Here is a 13,538-nt window from a genome sequence, read left to right as displayed (position 1 = left end):
TGTTCAAGACAGGCGTAGAGTGCGTCCATGAACGACAGAGCCGCCCTGGTGAAGGGCATCCGCGCCTGGTTGCTGTTCTTCGTCGTGTGCCTGGTGCTGAGCGGCGCCACGGCCTTCCCCCTGGTACACGAACTGCGCTGGACCGAAGACCTGTTGCACGCGCTGTCCGTCGGCGAGTACCTGCCCGGGCTGACGGAGTGGATCGAGCGCGTCCGGGCGGGCCTGGACCGGGCCGACGCCGAATACCCCTTCCTGCTCTACGGCACGGACTGGCTCGCCTTCGCGCACCTGGTGATCGCGGTCGCCTTCTACGGGCCCTACCGCGACCCGGTCCGCAACATCTGGGTCGTCGAGTTCGGGATGATCGCCTGCGCGGGCATCGTCCCGCTCGCCCTGATCTGCGGACCGCTGCGCGGGATCCCCGTGTGGTGGTCGGTGATCGACATGGCCTTCGGCGTGTTCGGGGTCATCCCGCTGTACGTCGTACGCCGGCGCATCAAGCGGCTGGAGGAGCTGACCGCGCCGGTGGCCGTCCCGGTGCCCGCCAATTGAGAAAAACCGTTATCCCGCGCCCCTTCACGCCGTCTCCCCGTATGTGATCCCGCGCATAGCCAAGACCCCCGTGCCGCCTGAGAGGGTGCGAGCCGAGAAGTACCGATCCCAGCCGGCGAGGGGCCCCATGGACCGTCAGCACTGGCCCGCCCTCGTCACGGCGGCGCAGGCCGGTGACCGGCGGGCGCTGGACGAGCTGGTCGAGGGCTGGCTGCCGCTGGTCTACAACATCGTGGGCCGGGCCCTGAACGGGCACGCCGACGTCGACGACGTCGTCCAGGAGACCATGCTGCGCGCGGTCGGCAACCTCGGCTCGCTGCGCGACCCGGACAGCTTCCGGTCCTGGCTGGTGGCGATCGCCATGCGGCAGATCCGCGACCGGGCCCGGCGCAAGACCCCGGACCGGCTGGAGGAGGCGGTGGCCGCCGACTTCGCCGAAGTGACCGTGCTGCGGCTCCAGTTGGAGGGACAGCGCCGCGAGGTCGCCGAGGCGGTGCGCTGGCTCGACGGCGAGGACCGGCAGCTGCTGTCGCTGTGGTGGCTGGAGGTCGCGGGCGAACTGACCCGGCGTGAACTGGCCGCCGCCGTGGGCATCACGCGCCGGCACGCCGCCGTGCGCGTCCAGCGGATGAAGGAGCGCCTGGAGACCTCGCGCGGCATCGTCCGCGCCCTGGACGGCGCCTGCCCCGAGCTGCGGAACCTCACCGGCCGCTGGGACGGCCGGCCCGACTCGGTGTGGCGCAAACGCCTGGCCCGGCACATCCGCGGCTGCGGCTACTGCGGCGCCGCCCGCGAAACCGTCGTCCCGGCCGAACGCCTCCTGGCCGGGATCGCCCTCGTCCCGCTGCCCGTCGGCTTCACCCTGTCGCTCGCCCTCGGCGGCAAGACCGCGGTGGCCGCCACCTCGGCCGGCTGGTCCGCCAAGCTGCTCGGCGCGCTCACCAAGCCGGCCGTCGTGGTGACCGCGGGCGCGACGATCGCGGCGGGCGGCGCCTACGTCGTCAGCCGGCCGCCGGACGCCCCGCCGCCCCGGGCCGCGATCACCGCCACGCCCACGGTCACGGCCACCTCCGCATCGCCGGGACCCTCCGCGCGGCCCTCCCCGGCCCCCACGTCGTCGGCGGCGGCGAAGAGTGCCGACCTGTACGGCAGCGTCGTCGACGCCGTCGACCGCGCCCCGGACCCGGACGCCCGGCCCGCCGCCCTGCCGCGCCGACCCGAGTCCGGCATCACCAGCACCGGCGGCCCGAAGGCGGTCATGCAGCACCGCGGCGACCGTGTCACGCTCACCGGCCGGGGTTACGTCCTGGTCCGCTGGCAGATCTCACCCGGGTCGCGGCCCGGCGCGCTGGTCATGCCGTCCTGGACCGGTCTGAAGGGCAGGCTGTTCCACGTGGCGTCCGGCGGCTCGCGGCGGATGGACGACCCGCTGCCCGGCGCCCCGAACGGCTACGCCACCGGCATGGGCGGCCCGGACATCGGCTACGCCGTCCTCCCGCCCGGCACCCAGCAGATGTGGCAGAACGAGTACTTCTACGTCGACGGCACCGTCACCCTCACCCAGAACGAACGGGGCTGCGACTACGGCCTGACCGTCTTCCCGTCGACCTGGGAGGCCGTGGACAAGGACGTCAACGAGGGGCCCGGCCAGGGCGCCCTGCGCTACGGCCTCGTCCGCGACACCGGCACGGACAGCGCGCCGGTGCCGCAGTACGTCACACGTGCGACCCCGGCCGATCCGGCGACGGTGCCGCAGCGCTCGCGCGTGTAGCGCACAGCAGGTCGACGCGGTTCGTCGTGATCGAGTCCACGCCCGCCCGCAGCAGCCGTCGCATGGAGCGGCGGGTGTCGGGGGTCCAGACGGAGAGCAGGTAACCGTCGCGGTGCACGCGCTCGGCGAGCGGGCGGTCCACCAGCGGGAAGCGGTAGTTGAGCCAGCGTGGGCGGATCGCCTCCAGCAGGACGGGCCGCGGCGGGGCCAGCGTCGTCCAGGTCAGGGCGATCTCGGCGGCCGGGTCCGCGGCGCGCACGGCGAGCATGGCGTCGGCGCCCGCGCAGTAGTAGACGCGGTCCGCGGCCCCGGCCTCCGTCACGACGCCCATGATCCGGCGCACGGCCGACACGTCGGGCGAGCCGGGCAGGTCGATCATCAGCCGGTGCCCGCCGGTCGCGGCCAGCGCCTCGGCCAGGGTGGGCACCCCGCCGCCGGTCAGGCCGCGCACCTCCTCACAGGACAGCGCGGCCACCGGCCGCCGGTGCTCCCAGAGCCGTTCGAGGGTGGCGTCGTGCAGCAGCACCGGGACGCCGTCCCGGGTGAGCCGTACGTCGATCTCCACCGCGTCGGCACCCCGGCGCAGCGCGGAACGCAGCGAGGCGACGGTGTTCTCGCGGACGCGGTAGGGGTCGCCCCGGTGGGCCACGGCGACCGGGGCGGGCGTCACCGGGAGAGCCACTGCGTGGTGTACGAGTCGATCTCGTCGGCGATCCGGGCCTTGCCGGCCGCGTCCAGGAAGGACGCCTCGACGGCGTTCTTGGCCAGTTCGGCCAGGCCCCGCTCGTCGAGGTCCAGCAGCCGGGCGGCGACCGCGTACTCGTTGTCGAGGTCGGTGCCGAACATCGGCGGGTCGTCGGAGTTGACGGTGACCAGGATCCCGGCCTGCACGAACTCCTTGATCGGGTGCTCGTCGAGGGTGCGGACGGCGCGGGTGGCGATGTTCGAGGTGGGGCAGACCTCCAGCGGGATCCGGTGCTCGGCGAGGTGCGCGAGCAGCTTCGGGTCCTGCGCGGAGCTGGTGCCGTGGCCGATGCGCTCGGCCCGCAGGTGGGTCAGCGCGTCCCACACCGTCCCGGGGCCGGTGGTCTCGCCGGCGTGCGGCACGGAGTGCAGGCCGGCCGCGATCGCCCGGTCGAAGTACGGCTTGAACTGCGGCCGTTCCACGCCGATCTCGGGCCCTCCGAGACCGAAGGAGACCAGGCCCTCCGGGCGCAGCCGGTCGTCGGTGGCGAGCCGGGTCGTCTCTTCGGCGGCTTCGAGTCCCGCCTCGCCGGGGATGTCGAAGCACCAGCGCAGCACGGTCCCGAAGTCGGCCTCGGCCGCCTTGCGGGCGTCCTCGATCGCGTCCATGAAGGCACGCTCGTCGATGCCGCGCCGGGTGGAGGAGAAGGGGGTGACGGTCAGCTCGGCGTACCGCACCTGCTGCCGGGCCATGTCCCGGGCCACCTCGTACGTCAGCAGCCGGACGTCCTCCGGGGTGCGGATCAGGTCGACGACCGACAGATAGACGTCGATGAAGTGCGCGAAGTCGGTGAACGTGAAGTAGTCGGCCAGCGCCTCGGGGTCGGTCGGCACCTTCGAGTCGGGGTGCCGCGCGGCCAGTTCGGAGACGATCCGGGGGGAGGCGGAGCCCACGTGGTGCACATGCAGTTCGGCCTTGGGCAGTCCGGCGATGAACGCCGTGAGGTCGCGCGGGGCGTGGGGGTCGACGAGATGCTGGGTCAAGGTTCCTCCCCGGAACGGCGCCCCGGCCGGCACAGGGCGGGCGGGCGCGGGTGATCGGCTGATCGATGACTCGGAAGCATCGTATGCGGTGGGACGCCGCTTCCCGCGGGCGCGGGGCTGCGGCGGTCCCGGGCGGGCGGGGGAGGAGCCGTGCTCCCGCGGGGCCCTGCGCCGGGGGCGGGCCGCTCAGGGGGCGACCGGCCCTCTGGACCCCCGCCACCGAGTACGCGACCGCCCTCCCACCCGCCCTGTGGCCAGGACCGGGCGGCCCCGTAGCATGGCGGGACGATCGACCCAGGGGGGATGCACGATGACGGACGCGACGCAGCCAGACGGCGGTCATGACCCGTGGGCGCCGCCGGAGAGCACGCCCTCGCTCGACAAGAACCCGGCGCCGCAGCCACCGTCCGTGCACGACCAGGCCACGGTCACGTCCATGCCGGGGTTCACGCCGCCCACCGGTACGCCGCAGTACGACCCCGCCGGCACCGGAGCCGTCCCGCCCCCGCCCATGGCGCCCACCGGGCCGGGAGCGCCCGGCGGCTACGGCTACCCCGCCTACCCCCAGTCCGGCTACGGCTGGCCCGGTATGCCCATGGCGCCCCAGAACGGCCTGGGCATCGCCGCGATGGTGCTCGGCATCGTCTCCTGTGCCCTCTTCTGCCTCTACGGCGTGGTCTCCCTGGTCACCGGCATCCTCGCCGTGATCTTCGGCATCAAGGGCCGCAAGCGCGCCGAGGCCGGAGTGGCCACCAACCACGGTCAGGCCCAGGCCGGTCTGATCATGGGCATCATCGGGATCATCCTCGGCATCACCGTGATCGTCCTGATCGCCGTCGGCATCACGGCGGCGATCAACAGCGACAGCCGCGACGACGACCCGTACTACGGCACCCTCGGCCCGGTGGCCACCGCCGTGTCCCCCCGCTGAACCAGGGCCTCGCAGGGCCGACTTGGCCACTACGATGCCCTGGTCTGACAACGGAGGGGAGAGCGTCCATGTCCAACACCAACCCGCCCCCGGGTGGTTTCGGCCCGCCGGCCCAGCCGCCGCAGCAGCCGGCCCCCGGATACGGCTATCCGCAGCAGCCCGGCCCGGGCTACGGCTACCCCCAGGGCGGCCCCGGCTACCCCGCCGCGCCGCCCGTGGGCTACCCGCAGGCGCCCGGCTACGGGATGCCCGCGCAGCCGAGCAACGGCATGGGCACCACGGGACTGGTGCTGGGCATCATCGGCGTGGTGTGCAGCGTGACGTTCATCATGTGGTTCTTCGGCGTGATCCTGGGCATTCTCGCGATCATCTTCGGCGCCATCGGCCGCGGCAGGGCCACCCGTGGTGAGGCCACCAACAAGGGCGCGGCGACCGCGGGCCTGGTCTGCGGCATCATCGCCACGGTGATCCTTCCGCTGCTGGGCTTCCTGCTGTTCGCCAGCATCATGGGCGGGCTCGGCGCGGCTTCCTGAGCGGAGCTCCCGGAGCCGCTCGGCGCGGCTTCCCGAAGGAGCTCCCGGAGCGCAGGAGGGGCCGGTCCACGGGACCGGCCCCTCGCTCATGCTCCGGTCGCCCGCAGCCGCTCCCGCGCCTCCATCAGCGCGAACCCCAGCAGATTCGGCCCCCGCCACCGCTGCGGATCGGACGCCGCCTCGTCGTCCGCGGCCAGTCCGATGCCCCACACCCGGTCCACGGGGCTGGCTTCGACCAGCACCCGCTCGCCCGTGCCCAGCAGATACCCCAGCAGCTCGGGATGCGCGCCGAACTTGTGGACGCTGCCCTCCACCACGATCCGGAACCGCTCCCGCTGCCAGAGGGTCTCGTCGAACCCGCGCACCAGCCGTCCGGCCTTCTTGGCCTCGGCGGGATGCCGGGCGGACAGCACGGCCCGCTCGGCCGCCGCGTCCTCGAAGAGCCGGGCCTTGCCGGCCATCATCCAGTGCTCGGCCGTCGCGTAGGCCACGCCGTCGACCGTGAAGGGGGCCGGCCACCACTGGCTCAGACAGCTCGCCCCGATCCGCCCGTCCGGCCGCGGCCGGTGCCCCCAGAAATGCAGATACCTGATCCTCGCCCCCGCGCGGACCGCCCTGATCAGGGCCTCCCGCGAGCCCACCGCCCCCGTGATCTCATCCATGCACGCGAGTCTGGCACCCACCACGGACACAGCGTCCTGCCTTTTCGCGGCGCACTCGACATCTGGTCGACAGATTCCGTCGCGTAACCAAAAATCAACAACGGAATCACTTGTTGGAGTGGCATAGCTCTGTCAGGATCGGCACTCAAATCGAGCCTGAGCCACGCCGGCCCCATCAGGGGACACGGAGGAGAGCGACATGCACAACCCGGGCATTGCCACCCCGGACCGATTTCCGGCCGAGGAGCGCTTCGCAATGGGCGCGCAGTACATCGCGGGGCGCCTGAGCAGGGGCACCTCCGGCCGCACGCACGCGGTCGTCGACCCGGCGTCGGGCGAGGAGGTCCTCACCTACGAGCTGGCGGGCCCGGCCGACGTCGACCGGGCCGTCGCCGCGGCCAGGGCCGCCTTCCCGGGCTGGGCGGGAGCCACCCCCGGCGAGCGGTCCGACGCCCTGCACCGGTTCGCCGCGGTCCTGGCCGACCGGGCCGAGGACTTCGCCCGCGCCGAGTCGCTCCAGTGCGGCAAGCCGCTGAAACTCACCCGCGAGTTCGACGTTCCCGGCACGATCGACAACACGTCCTTCTTCGCCGGGGCCGCACGGCACCTCCAGGGGCAGTCCGCCGGCGAGTACTCCGGGGACCACACCTCCTACGTCCGGCGTGAGCCCATCGGCGTCGTCGGGTCGATCGCCCCCTGGAACTACCCCCTCCAGATGGCCGCCTGGAAGATCCTCCCGGCGATCGCCGCGGGCAACACCATCGTCCTGAAGCCGGCCGAGCTCACCCCGCTGACCTCGCTGCTCTTCGCGCAGGCGGCCACGGACGCCGGGATCCCCGACGGAGTGATCAACATCGTCACCGGCACCGGACGGGAGGCCGGAGAGCACCTCGTCGGCCACCCGGACGTGGCCATGACCTCCTTCACGGGCTCCACCGCCGTCGGCAAGCGCGTCGCCGAGGTCGCCACCGCCACCGTCAAGCGCCTGCACCTGGAGCTCGGCGGCAAGGCGCCCTTCGTCGTCTTCGACGACGCCGACCTGGAGGCCGCCGCCCACGGCGCGGTCGCGGGCTCCCTCATCAACACCGGGCAGGACTGCACGGCCGCCACGCGCGCGTATGTGCAGCGACCGCTGTACGAGGCCTTCGTGGAGCGGACGGCGGCGCTGATGGAGACCGTCCGGCTCGGCGACCCGTTCGCCGCCGGGACCGACCTGGGACCGCTGATCTCGCACGTCCAGCGCGACCGGGTCGCCGGCTTCGTCGACCGGGCGCGCGGCTACGCGCGCGTGGTGACCGGCGGCGAGGCACCCGGGGGCGAGCTCGCCGAGGGCGCCTACTACCGGCCCACCCTGATCGCCGACGCCGCCCAGGACAGCGAGGTCGTCCAGTCGGAGATCTTCGGGCCCGTCCTGGTCGTGCTGCCGTTCGACACCGACGACGAAGGCCTCGCGCTCGCCAACGACACCCCGTACGGTCTTGCCGCCTCCGCCTGGAGCCGGGACGTGTACCGGGCCAACCGGGCGACACGTGAGATCAAGGCCGGCTGCGTCTGGATCAACGACCACATCCCGATCATCAGCGAGATGCCGCACGGCGGCTACAAGTCCTCCGGCTACGGAAAGGACATGTCCGCGTACTCGTTCGAGGAGTACACCCAGATCAAGCACGTCATGTTCGACAACACGGCGGTGGCCGCCAAGGACTGGCACCGCACCGTGTTCGGGGATCGATAGCCGTATGCAGGCCGCCTGACCAACGGCCGTCCACCCTCCGAAAGGGCACCACGCGCATGGAGCAGTACGAGCCCGACCGCCTGTCCGCGGCCCAAGTGGCCGCGATGCGGCGCAGTTTCAGGAACGGCAGGGCCGCCCTCACCCGGCGGTCCCTGCTGCGCGCCTCCGCGGGCGGGGCGCTCGCGGCCGGCGGACTCGGGACGCTGAGCGCCTGCGGCATCCCGGCGGCCGGCCAGTCGCAGGGCGGCGTCTCGGCCGAGGACCACTCGGCCAAGGAGAAGACGGTGAACTTCTCCAACTGGACCGAGTACATGGACGTCGACGACAGCGGCAAACGCCACCCGACCCTGGACCGGTTCGCCGAGCGCACCGGCATCAAGGTCAAGTACACCGAGGACATCAACGACAACAACGAGTTCTTCGGCAAGATCAAGCCGCAGCTCGCCGCCGGCCAGGACACCGGCCGCGACCTGATCGTCCTCACCGACTGGCTGGCCGCCCGCCTCATCCGCCTCGGCTGGGTGCAAAAGCTCGACCCGTCCAACCTGCCGCACGCCTACGCCAACCTGTCGGCCCAGTTCCGCAGCCCCGACTGGGACCCGGGCCGCGCCTACTCCTACGTCTGGCAGGGCATCTCCACCGTCATCGCGTACAACAAGAAGGCCCTCGACGGCGTCGAGGTGACGTCGATCTCCGACCTGCTCGACAACCCCAGGCTCAAGGGGCGCGTCGGCTTCCTGTCGGAGATGCGCGACAGCATCGGCATGACCCTGCTCGACATGGGCAAGGACCCCGCGGACTTCACCGCCGACGACTACGACGCGGCCATCGCCCGTCTCCAGAAGGCCGTCGACAAGGGCCAGATCCGCCGCTTCACCGGCAACGACTACACCTCGGACCTGACCAGCGGAGACTTCGCGGCCTGTGTCGCCTGGGCCGGGGACGTCGTCCAGCTCAAGGCGGACAGCCCCGACATCGACTTCCTCATCCCGGACAGCGGCTATGTGACCTCCACGGACAACCTGCTGATCCCCAACAAGGCCCGCCACAAGACCAACGCCGAGCGGCTCATCGACTTCTACTACGAGCCGAAGGCGGCCGCCGAACTCGCCGCGTACATCAACTACGTGTGTCCCGTCGACGGAGTGAAGGCCGAACTCGCGAAGATCGACGAGGACGCGGCGAACAACCCGCTGATCATTCCCGACAAGGCCATGGCCGCCAAGTCCCATGCCTTCCGCTCCCTGAGCTCGAAGGAAGAGACCGAGTTCGAAGCGAAGTTCGCGAAGCTGACGGGGGCGTGACCATCATGACGAACAAGACCGGCCCCACCGGCGACGTCCGCCTCACCGGCATCGCCAAGACCTACGGCTCCTTCACCGCCGTGCACCCGCTCGACCTGACCGTCCCGCAGGGCTCCTTCTTCGCCCTGCTCGGCGCGTCCGGCTGCGGCAAGACCACCACCCTGCGCATGATCGCCGGCCTGGAGGAACCCTCCGCCGGAACCGTCTTCCTGGGCGACCAGGACGTGACCGCGCTGCCGCCGTACAAGCGGCCGGTGAACACGGTCTTCCAGTCGTACGCCCTCTTCCCGCACCTCGACATCTTCGAGAACGTCGCCTTCGGCCTGCGCCGGCGCGGCCTGAAGTCGGTGAAGAAGCAGGTCGAGGACATGCTCGACCTCGTACAGCTCGGCGAGCAGGCCCGCAAGAAGCCGCACCAGCTCTCCGGCGGCCAGCAGCAGCGCGTCGCGGTCGCCCGCGCGCTGATCAACCACCCGCAGGTGCTGCTCCTCGACGAACCGCTCGGCGCCCTCGACCTCAAGCTGCGCCGCCAGATGCAGCTGGAGCTCAAGCGCATCCAGACCGAGGTCGGCATCACCTTCATCCACGTCACGCACGACCAGGAGGAGGCCATGACCATGGCCGACACGGTCGCCGTGATGAACGGCGGCCGCGTCGAGCAACTCGGCTCCCCGGCCGACCTGTACGAGAACCCGCGCACCACGTTCGTCGCCAACTTCCTCGGCACCTCCAACTTCATCGAGGCCGAGGTCGACGCGAAGAACGGCGAGGAGATCGTGCTGAAGGCGGGCGGCGGCAAGCTCGTCCTGCCCGGGGCACGCTGCTCCGCGCCCACGGCCACCGGCGGCAAGGTGCTGGTCGGCGTCCGCCCGGAGAAGATCTCCCTCACCCACGCCGACGACGCCGGTGAGATCCCCGAGGGCCGCAACCGCATCACGGGCCGCATCGCCGACTCCAGCTTCATCGGCGTCTCCACGCAGTACGTCGTCGACAGCCCCGTCTGCTCCGACTTCGAGGTCTACGCCCAGAACATCGACCGCGACCCCCGCCTGCTGCCCGGCGCCGAGGTCGTCCTGCACTGGAACCCGGCCCACACCTTCGGCCTGGACGCCGCCCAGGACGCCGACGCCGGAGTGGAAGAGGCGGTCTGATGAGCACACTCACCGAGGCGCCACCGCCCCTGGCCCCCCGGCCGCCCGAGCCGAAGCCCCCGAAGCGCAGAGGCCGCCTCACGCCGTACTGGCTGCTGCTGCCCGGCATCCTCTGGCTGGTCGTCTTCTTCGCGCTGCCGATGATCTACCAGGCCTCCACGTCCGTGCAGACGGGCTCCCTGGAGCAGGGCTACAAGGTCACCTGGCACTTCGCCACGTACTGGGACGCCCTGTCCGCGTACTGGCCGCAGTTCGTCCGCTCGGTGCTCTACGCGGGCACGGCGACGATCCTGTGCCTGCTGCTCGGCTACCCGCTGGCGTATCTCATCGCCTTCCGGGCCGGCCGCTGGCGGAACCTGATCATGGTCCTGGTGATCGCGCCGTTCTTCACCAGCTTCCTGATCCGCACCCTCGCCTGGAAGACGATCCTCGCCGACGGCGGCCCGGTCGTCGGCGCGCTCAACACGCTGCACGTCCTGGACGTCACCACCTGGCTGGGCATGACCGCCGGCGACCGTGTCCTGGCCACGCCGCTGGCGGTGGTGTGCGGTCTGACGTACAACTTCCTGCCGTTCATGATCCTGCCGCTCTACACCTCCCTGGAGCGCATCGACGGACGGCTCCACGAGGCGGCGGGGGACCTGTACGCCCGGCCCTCGACGACGTTCCGCAAGGTCACCTTCCCGCTGTCCATGCCCGGAGTCGTCTCGGGCACGCTGCTGACCTTCATTCCGGCGGCCGGTGACTACGTGAACGCCGATCTGCTCGGCTCCACCGACACCCGCATGGTCGGAAACGTCATCCAGACGCAGTTCCTGAGAGTGCTCGACTATCCGACGGCCGCGGCGCTCTCCTTCATCCTCATGGCGGCCATCTTGCTCATGGTCACCCTCTACATCCGCAGGTCCGGGACGGAGGATCTGGTCTAAATGCCCTTCGTCAACTGGCTCAAGAGAAATCTCGTCGTGCTGGCGGGACTGCTGACCCTCGGCTATCTGCTCCTGCCGAACATCGTCGTGACGGTGTTCTCCTTCAACAAACCGAAGGGGCGCTTCAACTACGCATGGCAGGAGTTCTCCCTCGACGCCTGGAAGGACCCCTGCGGAGTCTCCGGGCTGTGCGGGTCCCTGTCCCTCAGCCTCCAGATCGCGGTGTGGGCGACACTCGGCGCCACCCTCCTCGGCACCCTGATCGCCTTCGCCCTGGTCCGCTACCGGTTCCGCGCCCGGGGCGCCGTGAACTCGCTGATCTTCCTGCCGATGGCGATGCCCGAGGTCGTCATGGCCGCCTCGCTGCTCACCCTGTTCCTCAACATGGGCGCGCAGCTGGGCTTCTGGACGATCCTCATCGCGCACATCATGTTCTGCCTGAGTTTCGTGGTCACGGCCGTGAAAGCCCGGGTGATGTCGATGGACCCGAAACTGGAGGAGGCGGCGCGGGACCTGTACGCGGGCCCGTTCCAGACCTTCGTCCGGGTCACCCTGCCGATCGCGGCACCGGGCATCGCGGCGGGCGCGCTGCTCGCCTTCGCGCTGTCCTTCGACGATTTCATCATCACCAATTTCAACGCCGGTTCGACCGTCACCTTCCCCATGTTCGTGTGGGGCTCGGCCCAGCGCGGAACGCCCGTACAGATCAATGTGATCGGCACGACGATGTTCATCGTCGCCGTACTGTTCGTCCTCATTTCCATGGCCGTCGGAAATCGGCGCAACAGGCACACGGCATAACCGTAGGGAGTTGAAATCATGGCCCCTGGTGCCATGAATCAGTGGACTCGTTCGCTCTCCGACGCCCAGCCGGTCCCGTACTGGCTGGACGACCCCGGCCGGCCCCGCCCCGAACCCGCCCTCACCACCTCCGAGACCTGCGACCTGCTGGTCGTCGGCGGCGGCTACAGCGGGTTGTGGACGGCGCTGATCGCCAAGGAGCGCGACCCGCGGCGGGACGTGGTGCTGGTGGAGGGCCGCGAGGTGGGCTGGGCCGCCTCCGGCCGCAACGGCGGATTCTGCGCCGCCTCCCTCACCCACGGCCTGCCCAACGGCCTGGCCCGCTGGCCCCACGAGATCCACACCCTCCAGGAGATGGGCGCCCGCAACCTCGACGAGATCGAGGCGGCGGTCGCCCGTTACGGCCTCGACTGCGACTTCGAACGCACCGGCGAGATCGACGTCGCCACCGAGCCGTACCAGGCGCGGGAACTGCGCGCGTGGCACGAGGAGACCGTCCGCCGGGGCCTGGCCGGCGACGTCGAGTACCTGGACGCCGACGCCGTACGGGAGCAGGTGAACTCGCCCACCTTCCGGGCGGGCCTGTGGGACCGCAGGGGCGTCGCCATGCTGAACCCGGCCAGGCTCGCCTGGGGCCTGAAGCGGGCGTGCGTGGAACTGGGCGTCCGCGTCTACGAGCACACCCCCGCCCTGACCCTGAAGCCGTACGGCCCCGGCATGGCCGTACGCACCCCCTACGGCCGGGTCCGCGCCCGCCGGGTCGCCCTCGGCACCAACGTCTTCCCGAACCTGGTCAGACGCGTCCGCTCCTACACCGTCCCGGTGTACGACTACGCCCTGATGACCGAGCCGCTCACGGCCGGGCAGCTCGACTCCATCGGCTGGAAGAACCGTCAGGGCCTCGGCGACAGCGCCAACCAGTTCCACTACTTCCGGCTGTCCGCCGACAGCCGGATCCTGTGGGGCGGCTACGACGCGGTCTACCCCTACGGCGGCCGCGTCCGCGCCGAGTACGACGACCGCCCGGAGACCTACGCCAAGCTCGCCGGGCACTTCTTCACCTGCTTCCCGCAGCTGGAGGGCGTCCGCTTCTCCCACGCCTGGGGCGGCGCGATCGACACCTGCTCCCGCTTCTCGGCGTTCTTCGGCACCGCCCACCAGGGCAAGGTGGCCTACGCCGCCGGGTACACCGGCCTCGGTGTCGGAGCCACCCGGTTCGGGGCCGACGTGATGCTGGACCTGCTGGCGGGGGAGCGCACGCGACGCACGGAACTGGACATGGTCCGCAAGAAGCCCCTGCCCTTCCCGCCCGAGCCGTTCGCCTGGACCGGCATCGCCCTGACCAAGTGGTCACTGGCCCGCGCGGACACCCAGGGCGGCCGGCGCAACCTGTGGCTGCGCACGATGGACCGGTTGGGGCTGGGATTCGACAGCTGACCGA

General features: G+C 71.1%; 13 protein-coding genes. 10 read left to right on the top strand and 3 right to left on the bottom strand.

Going from position 1 to position 13,538, the window contains the following annotated elements:
- Positions 1 to 27: 27 nt before the first annotated feature.
- Together AB0I06_RS09135 and AB0I06_RS09130 are read left to right on the top strand one after the other, a co-directional pair.
- Positions 28 to 552, top strand: a complete 525-nt coding sequence (locus AB0I06_RS09135) for a hypothetical protein (RefSeq protein WP_363118122.1) — start codon at positions 28 to 30, stop codon at positions 550 to 552.
- Between the two features lie 127 nt (positions 553 to 679).
- A complete protein-coding gene (locus AB0I06_RS09130; protein WP_363118121.1) occupies positions 680 to 2,323 on the top strand; it encodes a sigma-70 family RNA polymerase sigma factor in 1,644 nt (547 codons plus the stop codon).
- Here AB0I06_RS09130 and AB0I06_RS09125 read toward each other — a convergent pair.
- Both AB0I06_RS09125 and AB0I06_RS09120 read right to left on the bottom strand, forming a co-directional pair.
- Complete coding sequence (locus AB0I06_RS09125; RefSeq protein ID WP_363118120.1) at positions 2,268 to 3,005, bottom strand: glycerophosphodiester phosphodiesterase; 738 nt, start codon at positions 3,003 to 3,005, stop codon at positions 2,268 to 2,270. The two genes, AB0I06_RS09130 and AB0I06_RS09125, sit on opposite strands and share 56 nt — an antisense overlap.
- Positions 2,990 to 4,051, bottom strand: a complete 1,062-nt coding sequence (locus AB0I06_RS09120) for an adenosine deaminase (protein ID WP_363118119.1) — start codon at positions 4,049 to 4,051, stop codon at positions 2,990 to 2,992. Before AB0I06_RS09120 ends, AB0I06_RS09125 begins: the two co-directional genes overlap by 16 nt.
- A 310-nt stretch (positions 4,052 to 4,361) precedes the next feature.
- On the opposite strand from AB0I06_RS09120, the gene AB0I06_RS09115 reads away from it, so the two are divergent.
- Together AB0I06_RS09115 and AB0I06_RS09110 are read left to right on the top strand one after the other, a co-directional pair.
- Positions 4,362 to 4,982, top strand: a complete 621-nt coding sequence (locus tag AB0I06_RS09115; RefSeq protein WP_363118118.1) for a DUF4190 domain-containing protein — start codon at positions 4,362 to 4,364, stop codon at positions 4,980 to 4,982.
- Positions 4,983 to 5,050: 68 nt separating this feature from the next.
- Positions 5,051 to 5,515: a DUF4190 domain-containing protein gene (locus tag AB0I06_RS09110; protein WP_031105737.1), complete on the top strand. Its 465-nt coding sequence runs from the start codon at positions 5,051 to 5,053 to the stop codon at positions 5,513 to 5,515.
- An 86-nt stretch (positions 5,516 to 5,601) separates the two neighbouring features.
- Here the strand turns inward: AB0I06_RS09110 and AB0I06_RS09105 are convergent, their stop codons facing one another.
- Positions 5,602 to 6,177, bottom strand: a complete 576-nt coding sequence (locus tag AB0I06_RS09105) for an NADAR family protein (protein WP_363118116.1) — start codon at positions 6,175 to 6,177, stop codon at positions 5,602 to 5,604.
- A 199-nt stretch (positions 6,178 to 6,376) separates the two neighbouring features.
- On the opposite strand from AB0I06_RS09105, the gene AB0I06_RS09100 reads away from it, so the two are divergent.
- Genes AB0I06_RS09100 through AB0I06_RS09075 form a run of 6 tightly spaced genes read left to right on the top strand, consistent with a single transcriptional unit; the run spans position 6,377 to position 13,534 of the window.
- A complete protein-coding gene (locus AB0I06_RS09100) occupies positions 6,377 to 7,912 on the top strand; it encodes a gamma-aminobutyraldehyde dehydrogenase (protein WP_363118115.1) in 1,536 nt (511 codons plus the stop codon).
- 56 nt (positions 7,913 to 7,968) lie between these two features.
- A complete protein-coding gene (locus tag AB0I06_RS09095) occupies positions 7,969 to 9,216 on the top strand; it encodes a spermidine/putrescine ABC transporter substrate-binding protein (RefSeq protein WP_363118114.1) in 1,248 nt (415 codons plus the stop codon).
- A 5-nt stretch (positions 9,217 to 9,221) separates the two neighbouring features.
- Complete coding sequence (locus AB0I06_RS09090) at positions 9,222 to 10,367, top strand: ABC transporter ATP-binding protein (RefSeq protein ID WP_363118329.1); 1,146 nt, start codon at positions 9,222 to 9,224, stop codon at positions 10,365 to 10,367.
- Entirely contained in the window at positions 10,367 to 11,296 is a 930-nt protein-coding gene (locus AB0I06_RS09085) for an ABC transporter permease (protein WP_363118113.1), read from the top strand. The genes AB0I06_RS09090 and AB0I06_RS09085 overlap by 1 nt, the downstream gene beginning before the upstream one ends.
- The gene (locus AB0I06_RS09080) at positions 11,297 to 12,097 is read left to right on the top strand and encodes an ABC transporter permease (protein WP_363118112.1); all 801 of its coding nucleotides are present in this window, start codon (positions 11,297 to 11,299) and stop codon (positions 12,095 to 12,097) included.
- A gap of 18 nt (positions 12,098 to 12,115) precedes the next feature.
- A complete protein-coding gene (locus AB0I06_RS09075) occupies positions 12,116 to 13,534 on the top strand; it encodes an FAD-dependent oxidoreductase (protein WP_363118110.1) in 1,419 nt (472 codons plus the stop codon).
- Positions 13,535 to 13,538: the final 4 nt, after the last annotated feature.

This window comes from Streptomyces sp. NPDC050674, from assembly GCF_040654575.1.
In the GTDB taxonomy this organism is placed as follows: Bacteria; Actinomycetota; Actinomycetes; order Streptomycetales; family Streptomycetaceae; genus Streptomyces.
The sequence above is the reverse complement of the archived record's forward strand: the minus strand, read 5'-3'. Positions and strand labels throughout refer to the sequence as shown.

Bases quoted from the DNA above. Each gene is read 5' to 3' on its own strand.
- AB0I06_RS09075 (WP_363118110.1), top strand. From the start codon at position 12,116: ATGGCCCCTGGTGCCATGAATCAGTGGACTCGTTCGCTCTCCGACGCC.
- AB0I06_RS09115 (WP_363118118.1), top strand. From the start codon at position 4,362: ATGACGGACGCGACGCAGCCAGACGGCGGTCATGACCCGTGGGCGCCG.
- AB0I06_RS09085 (WP_363118113.1), top strand. From the start codon at position 10,367: ATGAGCACACTCACCGAGGCGCCACCGCCCCTGGCCCCCCGGCCGCCC.
- AB0I06_RS09080 (WP_363118112.1), top strand. From the start codon at position 11,297: ATGCCCTTCGTCAACTGGCTCAAGAGAAATCTCGTCGTGCTGGCGGGA.
- AB0I06_RS09105 (WP_363118116.1), bottom strand. From the start codon at position 6,177: ATGGATGAGATCACGGGGGCGGTGGGCTCGCGGGAGGCCCTGATCAGG.
- AB0I06_RS09110 (WP_031105737.1), top strand. From the start codon at position 5,051: ATGTCCAACACCAACCCGCCCCCGGGTGGTTTCGGCCCGCCGGCCCAG.
- AB0I06_RS09090 (WP_363118329.1), top strand. From the start codon at position 9,222: ATGACGAACAAGACCGGCCCCACCGGCGACGTCCGCCTCACCGGCATC.
- AB0I06_RS09095 (WP_363118114.1), top strand. From the start codon at position 7,969: ATGGAGCAGTACGAGCCCGACCGCCTGTCCGCGGCCCAAGTGGCCGCG.
- AB0I06_RS09130 (WP_363118121.1), top strand. From the start codon at position 680: ATGGACCGTCAGCACTGGCCCGCCCTCGTCACGGCGGCGCAGGCCGGT.
- AB0I06_RS09100 (WP_363118115.1), top strand. From the start codon at position 6,377: ATGCACAACCCGGGCATTGCCACCCCGGACCGATTTCCGGCCGAGGAG.
- AB0I06_RS09135 (WP_363118122.1), top strand. From the start codon at position 28: ATGAACGACAGAGCCGCCCTGGTGAAGGGCATCCGCGCCTGGTTGCTG.